The following is a 22,291-nucleotide window of genomic DNA, read 5'->3' on the forward strand; positions in this document are numbered from 1 at the left end:
CGCCCTCACGGGCGCACGGGGCTGTTGGCAACTGACCCGGAGAACCTCACCCAATGAAGGTCAAGCCGAGCGTCAAGAAGATCTGCGACAAGTGCAGGGTGATCCGCCGTCACGGCCGGGTCATGATCATTTGCGAGAACCCGCGCCACAAGCAGCGCCAGGGCTGATCGCACTAGGTCACACCCTCTGCATCGACATCGCAGAGACTTCGCGCGACGCGAGCTGAATTTGTTCATACGCAGGGCCCGGACGGGGTTTCCGTCCGATACCCCCGGTTCGGAGGCCGGGGACCCAGTCCGTACCAAATCTTCTGTCCGTCAGAAGAGGCCGGCGGCTGGGGGTCGGTGCTGCGGAAGACCTCCGAGGATCAACTGGAGCCATTGAATGGCACGCGTTTCCGGTGTCGACATCCCGCGCGAAAAGCGTGTGGAGGTCGCCCTCACCTACGTGTTCGGCATCGGCCGGACCCTTTCCCAGGAGACGCTGGCTGCGACCGGCGTCGACCCGAACACCCGCGTTCGCGACCTCTCCGAGGAGCAGCTCGTCGCGATCCGCGAGTACGTGGACGCCAACATCAAGACCGAGGGTGACCTCCGTCGCGAGATCCAGGCCGACATCCGCCGCAAGGTCGAGATCGGCTGCTACCAGGGTCTCCGTCACCGTCGTGGTCTGCCGGTCCGCGGTCAGCGCACCAGCACGAACGCTCGTACCCGCAAGGGCCCGCGTCGCGCCATCGCCGGCAAGAAGAAGCCGGGCAAGAAGTAGTCCTCAGCGGACGCTCACCAGCGGTCTTCGCTGTAGGACCGACCACCTCCCGTAGGAGTTAATAGATGCCCCCCAAGGGACGTCAGGGCGCTGCCAAGAAGGTGCGCCGCAAGGAAAAGAAGAACGTCGCGCACGGCCAGGCGCACATCAAGAGCACGTTCAACAACACGATCGTGTCCATCACGGACCCGGCCGGAAACGTGATCTCGTGGGCCTCCGCCGGCCACGTCGGCTTCAAGGGCTCGCGCAAGTCCACGCCGTTCGCCGCGCAGATGGCCGCCGAGTCGGCTGCCCGTCGCGCGCAGGAGCACGGCATGCGCAAGGTCGACGTCTTCGTCAAGGGCCCGGGCGCCGGTCGTGAGACCGCCATCCGTTCCCTCCAGGCCACCGGCCTCGAGGTCGGTTCGATCCAGGACGTCACGCCGACCCCGCACAACGGCTGCCGTCCGCCCAAGCGCCGCCGCGTCTGATCCGACGCAGGGCTGCTTGGACTGAGGATTTCGGGCGGTACGGGCCTTCGGGGCCGTATCGCCCGTACCCTTGCAGGTACCACCATCAGGCTCCGCCTGATGCATCAGGGCATCAAATAGTGGGTGCCCCTGACTGAAGGAATCTCCACATGCTGATCGCTCAGCGTCCCTCGTTGACCGAAGAGGTCGTCGACGAGTTCCGCTCCCGGTTCGTCATCGAGCCGCTGGAGCCGGGCTTCGGCTACACCCTCGGCAACTCCCTCCGCCGCACCCTCCTGTCGTCGATCCCCGGCGCTGCTGTCACCAGCATCCGCATCGACGGCGTCCTGCACGAGTTCACCACCGTGCCGGGCGTCAAGGAGGACGTCACCGACCTCATCCTCAACATCAAGCAGCTGGTCGTCTCCTCGGAGCACGACGAGCCGGTCGTGATGTACCTGCGCAAGCAGGGCCCGGGTCTGGTCACCGCCGCCGACATCGCGCCCCCGGCCGGTGTCGAGGTGCACAACCCCGACCTCGTCCTCGCCACGCTCAACGGCAAGGGCAAGCTGGAGATGGAGCTGACCGTCGAGCGCGGTCGCGGTTACGTCTCCGCCGTGCAGAACAAGCAGGTGGGCCAGGAGATCGGCCGTATCCCGGTCGACTCCATCTACTCGCCGGTTCTGAAGGTCACGTACAAGGTCGAGGCCACGCGTGTCGAGCAGCGCACCGACTTCGACAAGCTGATCGTCGACGTCGAGACCAAGCAGGCGATGCGTCCGCGTGACGCCATGGCCTCCGCGGGCAAGACGCTGGTCGAGCTGTTCGGTCTCGCCCGCGAGCTGAACATCGACGCCGAGGGCATCGACATGGGCCCGTCCCCGACGGACGCCGCCCTGGCCGCCGACCTGGCGCTGCCGATCGAGGAGCTGGAGCTCACCGTTCGGTCGTACAACTGCCTCAAGCGCGAGGGCATCCACTCCGTGGGTGAGCTCGTGGCGCGTTCCGAGGCCGACCTGCTCGACATCCGCAACTTCGGTGCGAAGTCGATCGACGAGGTCAAGGCGAAGCTGGCCGGCATGGGCCTGGCCCTCAAGGACAGCCCGCCCGGATTCGACCCGACCGCCGCCGCCGACGCCTTCGGCGCCGACGACGACGCGGACGCGGGTTTCGTGGAGACCGAGCAGTACTGACCGGTCCCGACCTCCGGGGTCCGCGTGCACACGAGGACCCCGGATCTCCGACAGGCGACCGCCTGCTCGGATACTGACCCCGGTACCTGATACGGCCGGGGCAGACACCTAGGAGAAACACCATGCCGAGGCCCACCAAGGGCGCCCGTATGGGCGGCAGCGCTGCGCACGAGAAGCTCCTCCTCGCCAACCTGGCGAAGGCGCTGTTCGAGCACGGCCGCATCACCACCACCGAGGCGAAGGCGCGCAAGCTGCGCCCGTACGCCGAGCGTCTGGTCACCAAGGCGAAGAAGGGCGACCTTCACAACCGCCGTCAGGTGCTCCAGGTGATCACGGACAAGAGCATCGTGCACACGCTCTTCACCGAGATCGGCCCGCGCTACGAGAACCGGCCCGGTGGCTACACCCGCATCACCAAGATCGGTAACCGCCGTGGCGACAACGCGCCCATGGCCGTCATCGAGCTGGTCGAGGCGCTGACCGTCGCGCAGCAGGCGACCGGTGAGGCCGAGGCCGCCACGAAGCGTGCCGCGAAGGACGCCGAGGCTGCTCCGGTCGCCGAGGAGACCAAGGCCGACGCGGCCGAGGAGTCCAAGGACGCGTAAGCGTTCTGCCGGGGACTGCGCGCCCCTTCGGGGCGATGGCGGGTCCGTTCCCTTCGGGGGGCGGGCCCGCTTTGGTGTTGCTGAGAGGATCCAGGAGTGAGTGACGAAGTACAGCCCGGGTTCGTCCGGGTGCGGCTGGACCTGTCCTACGACGGTTCGGATTTCTCCGGGTGGGCCAAGCAGGCCGGCGGGCGGCGGACCGTGCAGGGGGAGATCGAGGACGCGCTGCGGACCGTCACGCGGTCCGGCGGGACGACGTACGAGCTGACCGTGGCCGGGCGGACCGACGCCGGGGTGCACGCGCGCGGCCAGGTCGCGCACGTCGATCTGCCCGAGGACGTCTGGCGCGAGCACCACCCGAAACTGCTGAAGCGGCTCGCCGGGCGGCTGCCGCGCGATGTGCGGGTGTGGGCGCTGCGGGAGGCCCCCCACGGCTTCAACGCGCGGTTCTCGGCGATCTGGCGGCGGTACGCCTACCGGGTCACGGACAACCCCGGTGGGGTCGATCCGCTGCTGCGCGGGCACGTCCTGTGGCACGACTGGCCGCTCGACGTGGACGCCATGAACGAGGCCGCCGAGCGGCTCCTCGGCGAGCACGACTTCGCCGCGTACTGCAAGAAGCGGGAGGGGGCGACCACCATCCGCACGCTTCAGCAGCTGAGTCTGGCCAAGGGCGACGACGGGGTCATCACGGCCACCGTCCGCGCCGACGCCTTCTGCCACAACATGGTGCGCTCGCTGATCGGCGCGCTGCTGTTCGTGGGGGACGGGCACCGCGGGCCGGAGTGGCCCGGGAAGGTGCTCGCCGCGGGTGTGCGGGACTCCGCCGTGCACGTCGTGCGGCCGCACGGGCTCACGCTGGAGGAGGTCGGCTACCCGGCCGACGAGCTGCTCGCCGCGCGCAGCAGGGAGGCGCGCAACAGGCGGACGCTGCCCGGGGCCGGGTGCTGCTGACCTCGTCCGCCTCGCCGCGGCGTGCCCGGGCGGTCAGCCGGCGGCGGCCGACGCCTGGGCCTCGCCGCGGCGGCGGATCTGCTGGAACGCGAACTTGGAGAGGTCGTCGCCGGCGGTGAAGACCGCGGTGTCCTTCGTCGTCACGTTCTTGCCGTTCGTGAAGCCGGTGAGCGTGAAGTAGGCGTACCGGCCGTAGGAGTTGGTCGTGGAGCGGCAGATCGCGCCGTTGCAGAACGCCTTGACGTCCCCGCCGGAGAGGGCCTTGACGATGCTCTTGTTGTCGGCGGCCTGGCTCTTGACCTTGAGGGCCTGCGCCTCGGTGTCGAAGACGGCCACGCCGACGGTGACCGCGATGCCGTCCTTGGTGTAGGTGACGCGCATGACGCGGGTGCAGCCGTTGGAGGCGAGGATCTTGGGCAGGGTGCCCGCGGCGCCCGTGGCGCAGGTGGTGCTGTCGGCCTTGGGGCCCTTCTTGTACACGGCCGGCCCGATGGTCAGCTGGGTGCCGGGGAAGAGCAGGTCGGGGCCGTTGGGGGCGGTGTCCTTGGCCTTGCTGGAGACGAACTCCTTGGGGTCCAGCGGGGGCGGTGCGCTGGTCGGCGCGAAGGACGGGGTGCCGGACGCGCTCGGCAGGCCGGCGGCCCCGGGCCGGGAGGAGGTCGGCTTGTTCGCCTCGTCGCCGCCGTTCGCCGAGACCACGCCCATGGCCACGGCGGTGCCGACGGCGACCGTGGCGAGCGCGCCGCCGCCTATGAGGAGCAGCCTGCGGCGCCGGTTGCGCGTCTCGGATGCCTCGGCGAGCGCGGCCCAGTCCGGGGTCCGCCCGTCATCGCCGGTGGCCCACGGCTGCTGGGAGTTCGGTTTCCACGGATCCCACTGGGACTGAGGTCCCCCCTGCCCATAGCTCATGGGGCGCATCTTAGACGGGAGGCGGGGGGTGCTGTTCCGCCTCAACAGGCGGGAGAGTGCGCGGTTTTTGGAGCGCGAGTGCGGGCAAAGGCGACATCTTCGGGTGGTTGGTGCGGCGTTCTCCCAGGCCGGAGCGCGGGATGTGGCGCGGGACACTCCGGGGAGGGGTTTCCGGCCGTCCTCCGGTGGCGAGGCTGACATGTTCATGTGCCGGGTTCGGCCCCGTTTTGACCCGGCCCCCGGGGCACGGGTATTCTGCTTCTTCGTTGTGTATTGGCTTGCTCTTCTCACGGGACGGGCCCTTACACCGGTCCACCGGGCCGATGACCAGCGACCAGCACGCGGTTTGCGTCACCGCAGTGCGGTCAGGGCTGTCGTGATCGTCTTCGGTGACCTTGTCAGGACCAATTCACTGAAGAAGCGAAGGCTACGAACCGTGCGTACGTACAGCCCCAAGCCCGGCGATGTGACGCGCCAGTGGCACGTCATCGACGCTCAGGACATCGTCCTGGGCCGTCTCGCCACCACTGCCGCGTCCCTTCTGCGGGGCAAGCACAAGCCGATCTACGCGCCCCACGTCGACACCGGTGACTTCGTCATCATCATCAACGCCGACAAGGTGCACCTCTCCGGCAACAAGCGGACCCAGAAGATGGCCTACCGCCACTCCGGGTACCCGGGCGGTCTGCGCTCCGTGCGCTACGACGACCTCCTCGCGAACAACCCGGAGAAGGCCGTCGAGAAGGCCGTCAAGGGCATGCTCCCCAAGAACACGCTCGGCCGTCAGATGCTCTCGAAGCTGAAGGTCTACAAGGGTGACGTGCACCCGCACGCGGCGCAGCAGCCCGTGCCGTTCGAAATCACCCAGGTCGCGCAGTAAGTCCGGCCACACCACCCCAAGCTGAAGAGAATCTGAGGAGAACCGTGGCCGAGACCACTGCCGAGCAGCCGCTCGAAGAGACCGAGCTCGTCGACATCGACAGCTACACCACCGAGTCCGAGGTGCCCGTCGAGGGCGAGTACACCTCGGAGTCCCTGGCGTCCCGCTTCGGCGAGGCCCAGCCCGCGGCCGGCCTGGGCCGTCGCAAGAACGCCATCGCCCGCGTCCGGATCGTCCCGGGCTCCGGCAAGTGGAAGATCAACGGGCGCACGCTCGAGGACTACTTCCCGAACAAGGTGCACCAGCAGGAAGTCAACGAGCCCTTCAAGGTGCTCGAGCTCGACAACCGCTACGACGTCATCGCCCGCATCTCGGGTGGCGGCGTCTCCGGCCAGGCCGGTGCGCTCCGTCTCGGTGTCGCCCGCGCGCTGAACGAGGCCGACGTGGACAACAACCGCGGCGCCCTGAAGAAGGCCGGCTTCCTCACGCGTGACGACCGCGCGGTCGAGCGCAAGAAGGCCGGTCTCAAGAAGGCCCGCAAGGCCCCGCAGTACAGCAAGCGCTAAGCTTCGCTGCCTGCTCGTACGATTCCGGGTCGGGCCGGGTCTCCGGTCCGCCCGCACGTACTCCGAACGCCCCGGCGGCACGCCACAGTGTCGCCGGGGCGTTCGTTTTCTCGCAGCCGTGGGCGTATAACGGCACAAGGTGCTCAAAGGCTTGTGTGATCGGATGTTCAGGGCATCAAATGCCTGAATGCGGTGCCGGAAACGCGGCACCCGGATGCGGCGCCCGGGGTACGGCGCCGGGACGCGGGAGCCGCCGCGGACCGGTCGGCCCGTCCGACACGCCCGCAAGGCTTTCGCAACTGACGCTTCCTCAGGAGGACAAGTGGGACGACTCTTCGGCACGGACGGCGTGCGCGGTGTCGCCAACGCGGATCTGACGGCGGAGATGGCGCTCGGCCTCTCGGTCGCGGCCGCGCACGTGCTGGCCGAGGCGGGGACGTTCGAGGGACACCGACCGGTGGCCGTCGTCGGACGGGACCCGCGCGCGTCCGGGGAGTTCCTGGAGGCCGCCGTGGTGGCCGGCCTGGCGAGTGCGGGTGTGGACGTGCTGAAGGTCGGCGTGCTTCCCACGCCCGCCGTGGCGTACCTCACCGGCGTGCTCGGCGCGGACCTCGGCGTGATGCTCTCCGCCAGCCACAACGCCATGCCCGACAACGGCGTCAAGTTCTTCGCCCGCGGCGGGCACAAGCTCGCCGACGACCTGGAGGACCGGATCGAGTCCGTCTACGAGGAGCACCGCACCGGCGCCCCGTGGGACCGGCCGACCGGCAGCGGCGTCGGTCGCGTGCGTTCCTACAGCGAGGGGTTCGACCGTTACGTCGCCCACCTCATCGCCGTCCTGCCGAACCGGCTCGACGGGCTGAAGATCGTTTTGGACGAGGCGCACGGCGCCGCGGCACGGGTCTCGCCCGAGGCGTTCACGCGGGCCGGCGCCGAGATCGTGACCATCGGGGCCGAGCCGGACGGGCTCAACATCAACGACGGGTGCGGCTCGACCCACCTGGACAAGCTCAAGGCCGCGGTCCTCGAGCACGGGGCCGACTTCGGCGTCGCGCACGACGGGGACGCGGACCGGTGCCTCGCCGTGGACCACACGGGCGAGGAGATCGACGGCGACCAGATCCTCGCGGTGCTGGCCCTGTCGATGCGGGAGCGGGGCGTGCTGCGCTCGGACACCGTTGTCGCGACCGTCATGTCCAACCTCGGCTTCAAGCTCGCCATGGAGCGCGAGGGGATCCAGCTGGTGCGGGCCGCCGTGGGCGACCGGTACGTGCTGGAGGAGATGAAGCAGCACGGCTACGCGCTCGGCGGTGAGCAGTCCGGGCACGTGATCATCCTGGACCACGCGACCACCGGCGACGGCACGCTGACCGGACTGATGCTGGCCGCTCGCGTCGCCCAGAGCGGGCGGTCGCTGCGGGAGCTGGCCTCCGTGATGGAGCGGCTGCCGCAGGTGCTCATCAACGTCCCGGACGTCGACAGGTCCCGCGTCGGGGACTCGGCCGAGCTCGCGGCCGCCGTCGGTGAGGCGGAGCGGGAGCTCGGTTCCACCGGGCGGGTGCTGCTGCGGCCCTCCGGCACGGAGCCGCTCGTGCGGGTGATGGTCGAGGCGGCCGACATCGACCAGGCCCGCGCCGTCGCCGGCCGGCTGGCGGACGCCGTGAAGTCCGCGCTGGGCTAGGGCGTGTCGTTCGGAACATGTCGGCGTCGCGGGGTCCAGGCGCAGTCCCTTTCGGCCGACCTGATCCGAACGAAAGGCCCTGGCGAACGGCGGGCCCGGGCGGCGCCCGGGCGCTGACGCGTACCACCGGCCGCGGCTTTCGCCGCGGCCGGTCGTGCTGGAGCGGCGCCGTCGTGGACCGGCCGGGACCCGCGCCCCCGAGGGCTTACGGGGCCGTCGGCAGGCTCGTGCCGGCTCGTTGCCGCTGCCGGGCCCAGAGCCACTTCTGGGCCAGCAGGGTCAGGGTGCCGGCCAGGACGATGCCCAGGAGGTTCAGCAGAAGCTGTTCCGTGGAGCCCCAGGTCTGGCGGGTGTCGCCGTAGCTGAGGGCCACGGCCGCGTTCGCCGCCGCCGGCACCGTCGTCACCGAGATGGCCACGCCCACCAGGGCGCCGGACTTCGCCGACGTCAGGGAGAGGGTGCCGGCGGCGCCGGCCAGCAGGGCGACGATGAAGGAGAACGCGTCGGGCGCGTAGACGAAGCCGGTCTGGGGGCGGTCGCCCTCCAGCTGCTCCTTGCTGAACTGGCCGATCGCGTCCATGAAGAGGCTGAATCCGACGGTCACCGCCATCGCCGCGGCGAAGCCGACCAGCAGGGCGATCAGTGAGCGCAGGGCCAGCCGGGGAGCGCGCTGCACGATCGACGTGGAGATGCCGGCCAGCGGGCCGAACTCCGGGCCGACCGCCATCGCCCCCACGATGAGGACCGCGTTGTCGAGGACCACACCGCAGGCCGCGATCATCGTGGCGAGGGTGATGAACGCGACGTAGGTGACGGAGAGCGTGGACTCCTCGTGGCTGGCGTCGACGAGGTGCTCCCACAGGACCGCGTCCGCGCCCTCGCCCGGCGCCTCCTTCTCGGCCTTCTCGGCGCGCAGGGAGAGCGACAGGTCGATGTTCTCCACGGCGATCGAGCCGGTCTTGTCCAGACCCAACCCCTGGAGCCCGGTGAGGAGTTCGTCCCCCGCCTCGCGTGCCACGTCGCACAGGACGACGTCGCCGGCCGGGTTGCGGGCGGCCCCCGGCAGGACGACGAGGTGCGTGGTGCCTATCGTCTTCTCGATCAGCCGTACCGCGGACTCGGTGGCGTCCGGCGGGGTGATCAGGCGCAGGTGAAGCATGGGGGCAGGGTAGCCGTCAGAGTTTGCGCAGGCTCAGGCGTCGCACCTTGTGGTCCTGGCCCTTGCGGACCACGAGGGTGGCGCGGCCGCGGGTCGGGGCGATGTTCTCCACCAGATTGGGCTTGTTGATGGTCCGCCAGAGGCCGCGGGCGTAGTCGACGGCCTCCTCCTCGGAGACCTGCGTGTACTTCGTGAAGTACGAGTCCGGGTCCTGGAAGGCGGTCCGGCGCAGCTTGCGGAACCGGTTCAGGTACCAGCGCTCGATGTCCTCGGCGCTCGCGTCGACGTACACGCTGAAGTCGAAGTAGTCGGCGAGGCCGACGCGGGTGCGGCCGTCCTTGCCGGGGAGCGCGGGCTGGAGGACGTTCAGGCCCTCGACGATGAGGATGTCGGGGCGGCGCACGGTGAGCTTGCGGTCCGGCACGATGTCGTAGATCAGGTGGGAGTAGACGGGGGCGGTGACCTCGGCCTTGCCCGCCTTGATGTCGGCCACGAAGCGGGTCAGGGCGCGCCGGTCGTAGGACTCCGGGAAGCCCTTGCGGGACATCAGCCCGCGGGCTTCCAGTTCCCGGGTCGGGAGCAGGAAGCCGTCCGTCGTGACCAGCTCCACCCGGGGGTGCTCGGGCCAGCGGGAGAGCAGCGCCTGGAGAAGGCGGGCCACGGTCGACTTGCCCACGGCCACGGAGCCCGCGACGCCTATCACGAACGGGGTGCCGGACTGCGAGCCCTGTTCGCCGAGGAAGGTGTTGAGCGCGCCGCGCAGGCCGTCCGTCGCGCCGACGTAGAGGTTGAGCAGGCGCGACAGCGGGAGGTAGATGTCGCGTACCTCGTCGAGGTCGATGACGTCGCCGAGGCCGCGCAGCTTCTCGACCTCCTCGGCCGTCAGCGGCAGGGGCGTCTTCTCGCGCAGCGCGCTCCACTCGCTGCGGGTGAGGTCGACGTAGGGAGTCGCCTCCGGCCTGTGCCGGTGGGCGCTCCGGGGCATCGGGGAGACCGGGGAGATCACACTCCATTGTTAACGGAGTTCGAACGGGGCGGCAGGTGGGGTCCGTCACGCTCCACCCGTTCCGGCCGGCCGCGGACCCGAACTCACCCCGGCGCACGCTCCGCGCTCCTCCGTTCGGCCCTATGGATTTCCGAAATCGGGCACGTGGAGCCTCTTTTGGTGAGCCGTTCCGCCGTACGCTGCCGATCATGTGCGGAATCGTGGGATACGTGGGGTCTCAGTCGGCGCTCGACGTCGTCATGGCCGGACTGAAGCGGCTGGAGTACCGGGGGTACGACTCGGCGGGCGTCGCCGTGCCGGCCGACGGAGGGCTCGCCGCGGCGAAGAAGGCGGGCAAGCTCGTCAACCTGGAGAAGGAGCTCACGGAACGGCCGTTGCCGGCCGGGACGACGGGCATCGGGCACACCCGGTGGGCCACGCACGGCGCGCCCACGGACGGCAACGCCCACCCTCATCTCGACAACGCCGGCCGTGTCGCCGTCGTGCACAACGGGATCATCGAGAACTTCGCCGCGCTGCGGGCCGAACTCGCCGAGCGCGGACACGAGTTGCTCTCCGAGACCGACACCGAGGTGGTCGCGCACCTGCTCGCCGAGGAGTTCTCGGTCACCGCCGACCTCGCCGAGGCCATGCGGCTGGTGTGCCGGCGGCTGGAGGGGGCGTTCACGCTGGTCGCGGTGCACGCCGACGAGCCGGACGTGGTGGTCGGCGCGCGCCGCAACTCGCCGCTGGTGGTGGGCGTCGGCGACGGGGAGGCGTTCCTCGCCTCGGACGTCGCCGCGTTCATCGCCCACACGCGCTCGGCGATCGAGCTGGGGCAGGACCAGGTCGTCGAGCTGCGCCGGGACGGCGTGACGGTCACCGGGTTCGACGGATCCGCGGCCGACGTGCGCTCGTACCACATCGACTGGGACGCCTCGGCCGCCGAGAAGGGCGGCTACGACTACTTCATGCTCAAGGAGATCGCCGAGCAGCCCAAGGCCGTGGCCGACACGCTGCTGGGCCGAATCGACGCCTCCGGCGCACTGACCCTCGACGAGGTGCGGATCCCGGCCGCCGAGCTGCGGGAGGTGGACAAGGTCGTCATCGTCGCGTGCGGCACGGCCTTCCACGCGGGTCTCATCGCCAAGTACGCCATCGAGCACTGGACGCGCATCCCGTGCGAGGTGGAGCTGGCGAGCGAGTTCCGCTACCGGGACCCGATCCTCGGCTCGCGGTCGCTCGTCATCGCCGTCTCGCAGTCCGGCGAGACCATGGACACCCTGATGGCGCTGCGACACGCCCGCGAGCAGGGCTCGAAGGTGCTGGCCGTGTGCAACACGAACGGATCGACGATCCCGCGCGAGTCGGACGCCGTCCTGTACACGCACGCCGGGCCGGAGGTGGCCGTCGCGTCCACCAAGGCGTTCCTGACGCAGCTGGTGGCCTGCTACCTGGTCGCCCTCTACCTGGCGCAGGTCCGGGGGGCCAAGTGGGGGGACGAGATCCGGGCCGTCGTGCGGGACCTGGCGCGGATGCCCGGCGAGGTCGAGCGGGTGCTGGAGACGATGGAGCCGGTGCGGGAGCTGGCGCGGTCGCTCGCCGGGAAGGACACGGTGCTGTTCCTCGGGCGGCACGTGGGCTACCCCGTCGCGCTGGAGGGCGCGCTGAAGCTGAAGGAGCTCGCCTACATGCACGCGGAGGGGTTCGCGGCGGGCGAGCTGAAACACGGGCCCATCGCGCTCATCGAGGAGGACCTGCCGGTCGTCGTGGTGGTTCCCTCGCCGCGCGGCCGGTCGATCCTGCACGACAAGATCGTGTCCAACATCCAGGAGATCCGGGCGCGCGGGGCGCGGACCATCGTGATCGCCGAGGAGGGGGACGAGGAGGTCGTGCCGTACGCCGACCACCTCGTGCGCGTCCCCGCCACGCCCGTGCTGCTGCAACCGCTGGTCGCGACCGTGCCGTTGCAGGTGTTCGCGTGCGAGCTGGCGACCGCCCGCGGCAACGAGGTCGATCAGCCGCGGAACCTGGCGAAGTCCGTCACCGTGGAGTAGCCGACCGAGCCCGACCGGGCCACCGGGGGAGCAGGGGGGAGGGGCCCGTCCGCCGGGCCCCTCCGCCGTCGTCCGCCGGGCGCGTCAGCTCCGCCTGCGCGTCCTGCGGGCCGCGAACACCTTCCAGGTCGCGAAGAGGAGCGGGAGTTCCATGATCCACACGCCCGCGACCGCGTCCCACTCCGGGTCGGCGGCCGCGGCCTCGTCGGCCGTGATCACCGCGCAGAGCAGGCCCCAGACCGCCGCCAGCAGGCCGACGAGCCACAGCGCCGTGGTCCAGCCGGCGGTGGAGCGCCCGCTGCCGGACGCCGGTGCGGCGGTCCGCTTGCGCGGCTGCGGGACGCGGTCGGGATCGCGGGCCGGCAGCGGCACCGTCGCCTGCCGGGGCACGGCCGCGTCCAGCGCGGCGATGCGCTCCGGCGTGACGCCGCGGAAGAGGGTGGGCTCCACGGTGACCGAGAAGCCGTCGTGGCCGGTGAGGGCGCGGGAGCCGTCGGGCCGGGTGGTCATCGCCGCACAGGCGTCGTACCGGACGGTGACCGGGCCCCGCGGGGTCAGCAGGCTCACGCCCTCCGCGCCGATGACCAGCGTGACGTCGTCGTCCTCCAGGGACTGGTGGCGGGTGCCGGTGACCGCGGTCGTCGAGCGCCGCGGGGCGGGCGTCAGCCCCGCCCAGTCGAGGTCCCGGCCCGGCACCTGAAGGAGCGCGTTCGCCCATGTCTCCCGGGCGACCTCGCGCAGGTCCTCGACGGTCACCGCGTTCAGCTCCGCCCGGTGCTGCTCCGGGCTGAGGATGCGGTGCCCGAGCAGCAGGCTCAGCGCGTACGAGGGCAGGGTGGCGGCGCCCAGGTCGGGGATGTCGTACATCTTGAGGAGCTTGCCGCGGGCGGAGTCCAGCTCGGCCTGCTCGATGCGGCCCGCGCGCAGCCGGGCGAGGGTGTCGACGAAGCCGCCGACGACCGCGTCCTGCTTCTGCGGGAGGGCGTCGGCGTAGGCGGTGAGGGTGGCGAAGCCGGCGTCGCGCGGGCTGTAGTCGGCCTCCGCGGTGTAGGAGTAGCCGCCCTCCTGGCGCAGGTCCCGGAAGAGGGCCCGGCCGAGCACGTCGGCGAAGACGCTCGCCGCCGTGGAGCGCCGCAGCACCGAGGTGAGGACGACGTGGCCGTCGTCGCCGCTGATGTACGCGGGTGTGGTGGGCAGGGCGCTGGTCACCTCCGGCGCGGGGAAGCGGGAGCCCGCGGGCAGGGTGAGGTCCAGGCCGTCGGGCACGTGGTCGCTGGTGATCCAGAGCACCGCGTTGTCCCTGGTGAAGCGGGTCTCGGCCCAGGACCGGACCTGGTCCGGGGTGAGGCCCCAGGTGCCGAGCTCGGTGTAGCTGGACAGGCCGTAGCCCTGGGCGCCGTAGCGCCACAGCGGCAGCTGCTGCTGGGGGCCTCCGCCGCGCCCGGCCGCCTCGGTGCGCAGGATCTCCTTCTCGGTCTCCAGGCGCTGCATCGGCAGGTCCCGCAGTCCGGCGCACACGCCGTTGAGGTACTCGACGACCTCCTCCTCGCGGCCGGTCACGTGGAAGAGGGTGTAGGCGTTCGCCGTCGCGCCGTTGTAGTGCAGGTCGGACAGGCCCAGGCGGTGCAGGGCGAGGTGCTCGACGAGGTGGGTGATGCCGGCGGTGGCCAGGGTCTCGTCGGCGCGGCCCACGCGGAAGAACAGACCGGCGGTGATCTCGCTGCCGGAGGCGGGGGCGTGGAGGGTGGGGATGCCGTCGACGGTGGTGTGCGCGACCAGGCCGTCCAGCGCGGCGAGGCCGTCCGGCGCGAGGTCGGTCGCGGTGCGGCCGTCGGCTGTGGCGGGGTGCCCGGCCGTGGAGGGCCCCGCGCCGCCGCCGGGGCCGTCGACGGGGTCGGGCTTGTGCAGGTCCGTGGTCATCGGGCGCCTCCTCGGGTCTCCAGCGCGGCCTTGCGGCACTTGAGGAACGACGACTTGTTGTCGGGCAGGTAGTGCCAGGGGGACTCCGTGGCGCGGTCGCCCAGGAAGGCGAAGTGCGGGGCCGCGTCCGCCCAGTGGTTGCCGAGCGAGAAGGCGAACGCGAACGCGTTGTGCGCGCCGATCGAGTTCCAGTCGGGCCGGTGGCCGGGGTGCAGCACGGACACCCGGGCGGCGTGCCGCAGGTCGTCGCGGACCGCCGGGCCCCGCATGTAGGCCGCGTCCTCGCCGCTGTCCAGGTCCAGCCAGCGCTCGATGTGCGCGAGGGCGACCAGGGCGCCGGAGTTCGAGCCGTCGGGGGCGGCCGTCGCGCACTCGCGCGCGAAGCCGTGCGCCGCGTCCCAGGAGCCGCCCCACTTCGGGCACACCTGCTGAAGCAGCTGCGTCTGGGCGCGGAAGTGGTGCGGATGGCGGGCGGAGAGCCGGTCGTAGCGGCGGCGGGCCTCGGCCTGTCCCAGTTGCAGCCCGCGCGCGGTCATCAGCCGGGCGGTCCACGCGGGCGCGTGGTCGGGGTGCTCGGCGCAGACCTCGATCAGCAGCTGCTCGGCGCGCCGCAGCCAGTCGTGGAACTGCGTGAACTGGTCCTGCGAGACGTGCTGGGCGCGGGCGCCGCTGCGGATGTCCCAGCCGATGTACACGTACCGCTCGGCGAGCAGCGCGCGCGGCAGCGGATCGCCGGGATCCTCGGCGGCCGCCCGCTCCAGGAATTTCTCGACGCCGGCGATGTCGGCGAGGAGGCTGGACGCCGTCGCGAGCTCGTCGACCGTGCCGAGGCCCGCGAACCAGGCCCGCACCGCCGGCCAGTCCCCGGCCTGTGCGGCGGTGCGCATCGGGATCAGCTCGGGCAGGTTGTCGTACGGGTCGAACGTCGGTCCCCGGGACCCCGGCGCCTCGCCGCTGGTCATGCCGTCGGTGGTGCTGGTCATGCCTCCGCCCCCTGGCGTCGCTGTCCGCGGCGCGCGGGCTGGCCCCCCAGGGCGCGCGGCGGTGGAAGTCTGCACGTCCGGTGTCGACCTGACGTGATCAAGTCGCCGCAGGCTAGCAGCAGGCTGTGACAACGCGGCCTTAGGGTGCTCGGCATGAGCATCATCGGGGTCGGTATCGACGTGGCCGAGATCGAGCGGTTCGCCGCCTCGCTGGAGCGGACGCCCGGGCTCGCCCGACGGCTGTTCCTGGACAGCGAGTTGCTGTTGCCCGGCGGGGGCCGCAGGGGGGTCGCCTCGCTGGCGGCGCGGTTCGCCGCGAAGGAGGCGCTCGCCAAGGCGCTGGGGGCCCCGCCCGGACTGCTGTGGACCGACGCGGAGGTGTACGTCGAGGACAGCGGGCGGCCCCGGCTGCGGGTGCGCGGGAGCGTCGCCGCCCGGGCGGCCGAACTGGGCGTCACGGGATGGCATGTGTCGCTCAGTCATGACGCGGGCGTCGCCTCGGCGGTGGTGGTGGCCGAGGGCTGAGCCGTCCGCGTGCGGCCCCGGCCCGGGCCGGGGCAGACTCGACGTATGCGTACTGCCTACTGTGTCGAGACCGTCCGCCGCGCCGAACGGGAGCTGATGGCCCGGGTCCCGGAAGGGGCGCTCATGCAGCGGGCCGCCGCCGGGCTCGCCGCGGCCTGCGCGGACCTGCTGGGACGCGTGTACGGGCGGCGGGTCGTGCTGCTGGTCGGCAGCGGCGACAACGGGGGCGACGCCCTGTACGCCGGCGCCCGGCTCGCCCGGCGCGGCGCGGGCGTCACCGCGGTGCTGCTGGCGCCGGAGCACACGCACGCCGGCGGGCTGGCGGCGCTGCTGCGCGCCGGTGGACGCACGGTCGCGCCCGGCGGGGCGGAGGAGGCCGTCCGGCTGGCGGACCTCGTGCTCGACGGGATCGTCGGGATCGGCGGCCGGGGCGGGCTGCGGCCGCAGGCGGCCGCGCTGGCAGCGCTCGTCGACGAGGCCGGGGCCGCCGTCGTCGCCGTCGACCTGCCCAGCGGCGTCGACGCCGACACGGGCGAGGTGCCCGGCGGCGCGGTCCGGGCCGACCTGACCGTCACCTTCGGCGCCCACAAGCCGGGGCTGCTCGTCGATCCCGGCCGCGAGCACGCCGGTTCGGTGCGGCTCGTCGACATCGGGCTCGGGGCCGCGCTGCCCGACCGGCCCGAGCTGGAGGCACTCCAGCACGCGGACGTGGCCGCCCTGCTGCCGACACCGGGCGGCGAGAGCGACAAGTACCGGCGGGGCGTGGTCGGGATCGCCGCCGGGTCCGACCGCTATCCGGGGGCCGCCGTGCTCGCCGTGGCGGGGGCGCTGCGCGGCGGGGCGGGGGCCGTGCGGTACGTCGGTCCGGCCGGGGACACGGTCCTCGCGCGGTTCCCCGAGACCCTGGTCTCCGACCGCGGGCCCAAGCAGGCCGGGCGGGTGCAGGCCTGGGTCGTGGGGCCGGGGGCCGGGGACGACGCCGCGACGGTGGCGGAGGTGCTGGCGGCCGACGTGCCGGTGCTGGTCGACGCCGACGGGCTGCGTCTCGCGGACGCCGCGGCCGTGCGCGGCCGCACCGCGCCGACGCTCATGACCCCGCACGCGGGGGAGGCGGCCGCGCTGCTCGGCGTGACGCGCGAGGAGGTGGAGCGGGCCCGGCTGGCGGCGGTGCGGGAACTGGCGGCGCGGTACCGGGCGACGGTGCTGCTGAAGGGCTCGACGACACTGGTCGCGCAGGCGGGGGGCGAGGGCCTGGTGCGGGTGAACGCCACGGGCACGGCCTGGCTGGCCACGGCCGGCAGCGGGGACGTCCTGTCCGGGCTCGCGGGCTCGCTGCTGGCGGCCGGGCTGAGCGCCCTGGACGCGGGGAGTGCGGGCGCGTACCTCCACGGCCTGGCCGGCCGCTACGCGGCCCACGGCGCGCCGGTGGGCGCCCACGACGTGGCCGAGGCGATCCGCGAGGCCTGGCGGGACGTACGCGACCGGACCGCCCGCGACTGACACCGGCCGCACCGGACCCGTCCCCGCGGAGCGCTCGCATGAGGACCGGACCCGCCGCGCCGGGGTGAGGCGGGCCGGGGTGAGGCGGGCCGGGGTGGCCGGTCCCTGGGCCGGGGTGGTTGCTCTTAAGGGTGACCTCGCCGCGCGTCGGTCCGAGCGGGCCGTGGAGGCGCGTTTGGCTGATCGGATGATGAGAACACGAGTCGCCGCCGCCCTCCTGGCCGCCGCGTCCCTGCTGTCCCTGGCGAGCCCGGCCCGCGCCGCTCCCGCCCCGCCCGATCCCGAGACCCGGCTGGCGCCCGGCGTGCCGCCGGGGGCGTACGCGCCCTGGCAGCTCGACACGCCCGACCAGGTGCTCGCGCCCACGGTGTACGAACCGAGCGCCGCCGAGGACGCGGTCGAGCCGCGGGACGCCGCGCCGGGCGCCTATGCGCCGGTCGAGTACGTCCCGCTGTCGGAGATCGTCTCCCGCACGGCGTGCACCAAGCGGACCGGGCCGTACCAGCGGGCGGTCGAGCGCTGGCTCGAGCGGCCGGCGGACGGCAGGCAGTCGGCGGCCGACTGCGCGGCGATCCGCGCCTTCCAGCGCGCGCAGGGGATCACACCCGCGATCGGGTTCGCGGGACCCGTGACCTGGGCGCGGATGCAACTGGTCGCCGCCCGCGGCAACCCCAACGCCGCGAGGAAGTGCCCGGTGCGCGCCCGCCGGGTCGCGTGCGTCGACCTCGACCGCCAGCTCACCTGGGTCCAGAAGGGCACGAAGGTGCTCTTCGGGCCCGTGTCGATGCGCAGCGGCCGGGCCGCCCACCCGACCCGCAAGGGCTGGCACACCGTCTACTGGCGGCACAAGAACCACGTGTCCAGCCTGTACGGCACCCCCATGCCCTACGCCCAGTTCTTCGACGGCGGCGAGGCCTTCCACGCCGTCTACGACACGCTGCACACCGTCGTCGGCTCCATGGGATGCGTCAACCTCACCCTCGGCGACGCGCGCACGCTGTGGGGCGTGCTGAAGAAGGGCGACCGGGTCTACGTGTGGGGGCGGCGGCCCGGCACCTGAGGGGCGGTCCGGGCGCTCTGAGACACTGGGCGCGATGAGTGAGACCACCGCCCCGAGCACCGTCGCGAGCACCGCCCCGTCGCGCGCCCGCGCCGAGATCGACCTGGCCGCGCTGCGGGCCAACGTGCGGACCCTGCGCGCCAAGGCGCCGGGTGCGGCGTTCATGGCCGTGGTGAAGGCCGACGGGTACGGCCACGGCGCCCTGCCCTGCGCCCGCGCCGCCGTCGAGGCCGGCGCCACCTGGGTGGGCGTCGCCACGCCCGAGGAGGCGCTGGCGCTGCGCGCGCGGGGCGCCCTGCCGGCCGACGTCCGGATCATGTGCTGGCTGTGGACGCCGGGCGGTCCCTGGAGGGAGGCCGTCGAAGCCGGCCTGGACGTGTCCGTGAGCGGGCTGTGGGCGCTGCGGGAGGTCGAGCGGGCGGCCCGCGAAGCCGGCCGGCCGGCCCGGGTGCAGCTGAAGGCGGACACCGGCCTCGGACGCAACGGCTGCCAGCCCGCCGACTGGGCCGAGCTCGTGGCGCGGTCGCTGCACGCCGAGCGCGAGGGACTGCTGCGGATCACCGGTCTGTGGTCGCACCTCGCCTGCGCCGACGAGCCCGGGCACCCCTCCGTCGCCGCGCAGCTCGCCCTGTTCGACGAGATGACGGCCCACGCCGAACAGGCCGGCGTGCGGCCCGAGGTGCGGCACATCGCCAACTCCCCGGCCACGCTCACGCTCCCGCAGAGCCACCTCGACCTGGTCCGCCCCGGCATCGCGATGTACGGCCTGTCGCCCGCCCCCGAGCTGGGCTCCGCCGCCGACCTCGGGCTGCGCCCGGTGATGACCCTCGCGGCCTCGCTGGCCCTGGTGAAGCACGCTCCGGGCGGTCACGGCGTGAGCTACGGCCACCACTACGTGACGCCGGGGGAGACGACGCTGGGGCTGGTGCCCCTCGGCTACGCGGACGGCGTTCCGCGGCACGCCTCCGGGACCGGCCCGGTGCTGGTCGGCGGCAAGTGGCGCACGGCGGCCGGACGCATCGCCATGGACCAGTTCGTCGTCGACCTCGGCGGCGACGAGGTCGAACCCGGAGCGGAGGCCGTCCTCTTCGGCCCCGGCGACCGCGGCGAGCCCACGGCGCAGGACTGGGCGCAGGCGGCCGGAACCATCGGATACGAGATCGTCACACGCATCGGAGTGCGGGTTCCCCGCGTCTATGTGAATGAATGACGCGTCCGGGGCCCGACTCAGGTGAATGCGCAACGAGACGGGTATCCGGCAGTCAGGTGACGGACATCGGCCGAAGAGGGAGCGGTACGTGAGCGAGAGCAGCGCGGAGGTGGTGGCGAGCGCCGCCACGGCGGTCGTCGCCGCCTCCGCCACGGGGGCGTCGGGGGGCTGGCGCCGGGCGACCGGCGTCGCGGGCGCCGCGATAGGCGTGATCGCCGCGGGCGCCGCGGCCGGCGTCGCCCTGGAGCGGATGACCGTCGGGCGCGGCATGCGGGCGAAGGCCCGGCTGGCCCTGGACTCGGCGGGGCCGTACGGCGGACTCCGCGGCGCCCCGGGCAAGGCGAGCGCCGACGACGGCACCGAGCTGTACTACGAGGTCGACGAGGCCGAGCCGCAGGGCGGGCCGGCGAACCGTCGGCGCAGGCTGTTCGGGCGCAAGGCCCCGCTCCCCGTCACCGTGGTCTTCAGCCACGGCTACTGCCTCAACCAGGACTCCTGGCACTACCAGCGGGCCGCCCTGCGGGGCGTCGTGCGGACCGTGCACTGGGACCAGCGCAGCCACGGCCGCTCCGAGCGGGGCCGGGCCCAGACGCGGGACGGCGTGCCGGTCACCATCGACCAGCTGGGGCGGGATCTGAAGGCCGTCCTGGACGCGGCCGTCCCGGAGGGGCCGATCGTGCTGGTCGGGCACTCCATGGGCGGGATGACGGTGATGGCCCTGGCCGCGCTGTATCCCGAGCTGATCCGCGACCGGGTGGTGGCCACGGCGTTCGTCGGCACCTCGTCCGGGCGGCTCGGCGAGGTCAACTTCGGGCTGCCGGTCGCGGGCGTGAACGCCGTGCGGCGGGTGCTGCCGGGCGTGCTGAAGGCACTCGGGCAGCAGGCGGCCCTGGTCGAGAAGGGCCGGCGGGCCACCGCCGACCTGTTCGCCGGGATCATCAAGCGGTACTCGTTCGCCTCCCGGGACGTCGACCCGGCGGTGGCGCGGTTCGCCGAGCGGATGATCGAGGGCACGCCGATCGACGTGGTCGCCGAGTTCTATCCGGCGTTCACCGACCACGACAAGACCGAGGCGCTCGCCTGCTTCACGGACATGCCGGTGCTGGTGCTGGCCGGGACCGGGGACCTGGTCACGCCGAGCGAGCACAGCGAGGCCATCGCCGACCTGCTGCCGGACGCGGAGCTGGTGCTCGTGCCGGACGCCGGGCACCTCGTGATGCTGGAACACCCGGAAGTGGTCACCGACCGGCTGGCCGACCTGCTCACCCGTGCGGGCGCCGTGCCCGCAGGGGCTACCGTGAACGGCTATGGAAGCACCAGCAGCACCGCACAGCCCGGTTGAGCCGGACGTGACGCGGAACGTCGTGGACATCGTCGTCGACTCTCCCGAGGCGATGCGGGACATGGGACGGCGTCTGGCCGCGCTGTTGCGCGCCGGCGACCTCGTGATGCTCAGCGGAGAGCTCGGAGCGGGCAAGACGACGCTCACCCGCGGGCTCGGCGAGGGCCTCGGGGTCCGGGGCGCCGTCACGTCGCCGACCTTCGTGATCGCCCGGGTGCACCCCTCGCTGGGCGACGGTCCGCCGCTCGTCCACGTCGACGCGTACCGCCTGGGCGGCGGGCTCGACGAGATGGAGGACCTGGACCTCGACGTCTCGCTGCCGGAGTCGGTGATCGTCGTGGAGTGGGGCGAGGGCAAGGTCGAGGAGCTGACCGACGACCGGCTGCACCTTCGCATCCACCGGGCCGTCGGCGACACCTCCGACGAGGTGCGGCACGTGCGGGTGACGGGGCTCGGGCAGCGGTGGGCGGGGGCCGACCTCGGCGCGCTGTCGGCCTGACTCCCGCCGGGCGCGGCCGCCCGGACCGGTGCGCGCCGCCGCGTGAAGGTTCCGACAGGACGTCGGCAAGATGTTGCGTCGGGTGTCTTTCCCGTGGTCACATGGTACCGAGCTCGTGGTTAGGTCTACCTAACCGCGCCCGCCCCCCAGTCACAGGAGGCGTACATGCCGGTTCCCGAGCCCGCCCCCCGGTCCGCACGGCCGTCCCCGCTCACCGGTGTGTCCATGCGTGACCTGCTGGCCTCCTGCGCGGCCGCGGAAGCCGTCTCGACGCCGCCGCGGCCGCCCGACCCGGCGACGGTCGCGCACCCCCCGGCCGCCGGCCACCGCAAGGCCGCCTGAGACGTCCCCCGGGAAGCGCCGGCGGAGGCGCCGGAGCACCTGCCCGCCGCTCCGGCCGGCCGCCGCGTGCCGTCCTCCAGCGGCTCGCGGGATCACTCCTACGGGTCAGGCGCCGGGGCGCTCCCCGAGGGGGAGAGGGCCTACGGGACGACGACGACCCCTCGTCCGATCGTCGCGAACGTCCACATCGCCGCGCCGTCCGCGACGGTCTCGCGGATGCCGCCCGTGCGCACCGTGGGGTCGGGCTCCGGCATCGAGCCGTCCAGCGCCGCGCTGAAGCCGATCGTCGCCCCCCGCACGGTGGTGAAGCGCACGACGTGCTCGATGGGGGTGCCGTCCGTGCCGGTGACGGCGCCCGAGCGCGAGGTGACGACATACCTGCCGGGCGGCGGGTCCACGCTGCCCGGGGCGACCTTGAACGTGCGCGTGACGGCGTCCTTCGGCCCGACCAGCCAGACCCGGTCACCGGCCAGCGAGTAGACGACCCGCTCGCCGACGCCGGAACCCGCCGGCAGCGTGGCCGGATGCCGCCGGTCCCGGGGACTCTCGCTCGCCCGGGACCCGCCGTTCAGCCCCTCGCCCGGGCCGTCGGGCGCGCTCGCCGACGCCTGATAGGCGAGGAACCCGACCGCCGCCAGAGCCGCCGCGGTGAGCCCGGCCACGAAAGTCGAGCTGTTGCTTGGCATCGCCGACCGTCCCGTCTGTCC

23 protein-coding genes are annotated in these 22,291 nt (G+C 72.7%); 17 read left to right on the top strand and 6 right to left on the bottom strand.

All coding sequences use genetic code 11. The features are described 5' to 3' along the window. Positions 1-53 precede the first annotated feature (53 nt). From rpmJ to truA, 6 genes are all read left to right on the top strand, one after another. Entirely contained in the window at positions 54-167 is a 114-nt protein-coding gene (rpmJ, locus tag KMS84_RS15255) for a 50S ribosomal protein L36 (protein WP_004984509.1), read from the top strand. A 217-nt stretch (positions 168-384) separates the two neighbouring features. Beyond that, the gene (rpsM, locus tag KMS84_RS15260; RefSeq protein ID WP_020132619.1) at positions 385-765 is read left to right on the top strand and encodes a 30S ribosomal protein S13; all 381 of its coding nucleotides are present in this window, start codon (positions 385-387) and stop codon (positions 763-765) included. Between the two features lie 65 nt (positions 766-830). Next, entirely contained in the window at positions 831-1,235 is a 405-nt protein-coding gene (gene rpsK / locus KMS84_RS15265) for a 30S ribosomal protein S11 (RefSeq protein WP_010354218.1), read from the top strand. Positions 1,236-1,384: 149 nt separating this feature from the next. Then, positions 1,385-2,407 carry a DNA-directed RNA polymerase subunit alpha gene (locus KMS84_RS15270; protein ID WP_003966937.1) on the top strand — a complete coding sequence of 341 codons (1,023 nt, stop codon included), beginning with the start codon at positions 1,385-1,387 and terminating at the stop codon, positions 2,405-2,407. A gap of 122 nt (positions 2,408-2,529) precedes the next feature. Beyond that, on the top strand, positions 2,530-3,012 hold the full coding sequence (gene rplQ / locus KMS84_RS15275) for a 50S ribosomal protein L17 (RefSeq protein WP_256916747.1): 483 nt from the start codon (positions 2,530-2,532) through the stop codon (positions 3,010-3,012). Between the two features lie 96 nt (positions 3,013-3,108). Beyond that, positions 3,109-3,966: a tRNA pseudouridine(38-40) synthase TruA gene (gene truA / locus KMS84_RS15280; protein ID WP_256916748.1), complete on the top strand. Its 858-nt coding sequence runs from the start codon at positions 3,109-3,111 to the stop codon at positions 3,964-3,966. A 33-nt stretch (positions 3,967-3,999) separates the two neighbouring features. On the opposite strand, the gene KMS84_RS15285 is transcribed toward truA, so the two are convergent. Then, entirely contained in the window at positions 4,000-4,875 is an 876-nt protein-coding gene (locus KMS84_RS15285; RefSeq protein WP_256916749.1) for a hypothetical protein, read from the bottom strand. A gap of 436 nt (positions 4,876-5,311) precedes the next feature. On the opposite strand from KMS84_RS15285, the gene rplM reads away from it, so the two are divergent. From rplM to glmM, 3 genes are all read left to right on the top strand, one after another. Then, positions 5,312-5,755, top strand: a complete 444-nt coding sequence (gene rplM / locus KMS84_RS15290) for a 50S ribosomal protein L13 (RefSeq protein WP_020132189.1) — start codon at positions 5,312-5,314, stop codon at positions 5,753-5,755. A gap of 44 nt (positions 5,756-5,799) precedes the next feature. Beyond that, complete coding sequence (gene rpsI, locus KMS84_RS15295) at positions 5,800-6,321, top strand: 30S ribosomal protein S9 (RefSeq protein ID WP_069770389.1); 522 nt, start codon at positions 5,800-5,802, stop codon at positions 6,319-6,321. A gap of 322 nt (positions 6,322-6,643) precedes the next feature. Further along, positions 6,644-8,002 (top strand): phosphoglucosamine mutase, encoded by a 1,359-nt coding sequence (gene glmM / locus KMS84_RS15300; RefSeq protein ID WP_256916750.1) that lies wholly within the window; start codon positions 6,644-6,646, stop codon positions 8,000-8,002. Positions 8,003-8,207: 205 nt separating this feature from the next. On the opposite strand, the gene KMS84_RS15305 is transcribed toward glmM, so the two are convergent. Both KMS84_RS15305 and coaA read right to left on the bottom strand, forming a co-directional pair. Continuing rightward, on the bottom strand, positions 8,208-9,161 hold the full coding sequence (locus KMS84_RS15305) for a DUF389 domain-containing protein (protein WP_256916751.1): 954 nt from the start codon (positions 9,159-9,161) through the stop codon (positions 8,208-8,210). A gap of 16 nt (positions 9,162-9,177) precedes the next feature. After that, entirely contained in the window at positions 9,178-10,146 is a 969-nt protein-coding gene (gene coaA / locus KMS84_RS15310; RefSeq protein ID WP_256916770.1) for a type I pantothenate kinase, read from the bottom strand. A gap of 209 nt (positions 10,147-10,355) precedes the next feature. Here coaA and glmS point away from each other — a divergent pair, with 209 nt between their 5' ends. After that, entirely contained in the window at positions 10,356-12,203 is a 1,848-nt protein-coding gene (glmS, locus tag KMS84_RS15315; protein WP_256916752.1) for a glutamine--fructose-6-phosphate transaminase (isomerizing), read from the top strand. An 84-nt stretch (positions 12,204-12,287) separates the two neighbouring features. Here the strand turns inward: glmS and KMS84_RS15320 are convergent, their stop codons facing one another. Then, positions 12,288-14,123, bottom strand: coding sequence for a M16 family metallopeptidase (locus tag KMS84_RS15320; protein WP_256916753.1), 1,836 nt, complete (start codon positions 14,121-14,123; stop codon positions 12,288-12,290). Further along, complete coding sequence (locus KMS84_RS15325; RefSeq protein WP_256916754.1) at positions 14,120-15,106, bottom strand: hypothetical protein; 987 nt, start codon at positions 15,104-15,106, stop codon at positions 14,120-14,122. Before KMS84_RS15325 ends, KMS84_RS15320 begins: the two co-directional genes overlap by 4 nt. A gap of 153 nt (positions 15,107-15,259) precedes the next feature. On the opposite strand from KMS84_RS15325, the gene KMS84_RS15330 reads away from it, so the two are divergent. From KMS84_RS15330 to KMS84_RS15360, 7 genes are all read left to right on the top strand, one after another. Further along, positions 15,260-15,631 (top strand): holo-ACP synthase, encoded by a 372-nt coding sequence (locus tag KMS84_RS15330; RefSeq protein WP_256916755.1) that lies wholly within the window; start codon positions 15,260-15,262, stop codon positions 15,629-15,631. A 45-nt stretch (positions 15,632-15,676) separates the two neighbouring features. Beyond that, positions 15,677-17,131 (top strand): NAD(P)H-hydrate dehydratase, encoded by a 1,455-nt coding sequence (locus KMS84_RS15335; protein WP_256916756.1) that lies wholly within the window; start codon positions 15,677-15,679, stop codon positions 17,129-17,131. A 190-nt stretch (positions 17,132-17,321) separates the two neighbouring features. Then, positions 17,322-18,191, top strand: coding sequence for a L,D-transpeptidase family protein (locus KMS84_RS15340; RefSeq protein ID WP_256916771.1), 870 nt, complete (start codon positions 17,322-17,324; stop codon positions 18,189-18,191). Between the two features lie 34 nt (positions 18,192-18,225). Next, on the top strand, positions 18,226-19,401 hold the full coding sequence (gene alr, locus KMS84_RS15345; RefSeq protein WP_256916757.1) for an alanine racemase: 1,176 nt from the start codon (positions 18,226-18,228) through the stop codon (positions 19,399-19,401). Between the two features lie 88 nt (positions 19,402-19,489). Next, positions 19,490-20,743: an alpha/beta fold hydrolase gene (locus KMS84_RS15350; protein WP_256916758.1), complete on the top strand. Its 1,254-nt coding sequence runs from the start codon at positions 19,490-19,492 to the stop codon at positions 20,741-20,743. Continuing rightward, the gene (tsaE, locus tag KMS84_RS15355; RefSeq protein WP_256916759.1) at positions 20,709-21,242 is read left to right on the top strand and encodes a tRNA (adenosine(37)-N6)-threonylcarbamoyltransferase complex ATPase subunit type 1 TsaE; all 534 of its coding nucleotides are present in this window, start codon (positions 20,709-20,711) and stop codon (positions 21,240-21,242) included. Before KMS84_RS15350 ends, tsaE begins: the two co-directional genes overlap by 35 nt. Before the next feature lie 165 nt (positions 21,243-21,407). Then, on the top strand, positions 21,408-21,584 hold the full coding sequence (locus KMS84_RS15360; protein WP_256916760.1) for a hypothetical protein: 177 nt from the start codon (positions 21,408-21,410) through the stop codon (positions 21,582-21,584). A gap of 140 nt (positions 21,585-21,724) precedes the next feature. Here the strand turns inward: KMS84_RS15360 and KMS84_RS15365 are convergent, their stop codons facing one another. After that, the gene (locus KMS84_RS15365) at positions 21,725-22,270 is read right to left on the bottom strand and encodes a hypothetical protein (protein ID WP_256916761.1); all 546 of its coding nucleotides are present in this window, start codon (positions 22,268-22,270) and stop codon (positions 21,725-21,727) included. Positions 22,271-22,291 lie beyond the last annotated feature (21 nt).

It is taken from the genome of Streptomyces hilarionis (assembly GCF_024539675.1).
In the GTDB taxonomy this organism is placed as follows: Bacteria; Actinomycetota; Actinomycetes; order Streptomycetales; family Streptomycetaceae; genus Streptomyces; species Streptomyces hilarionis.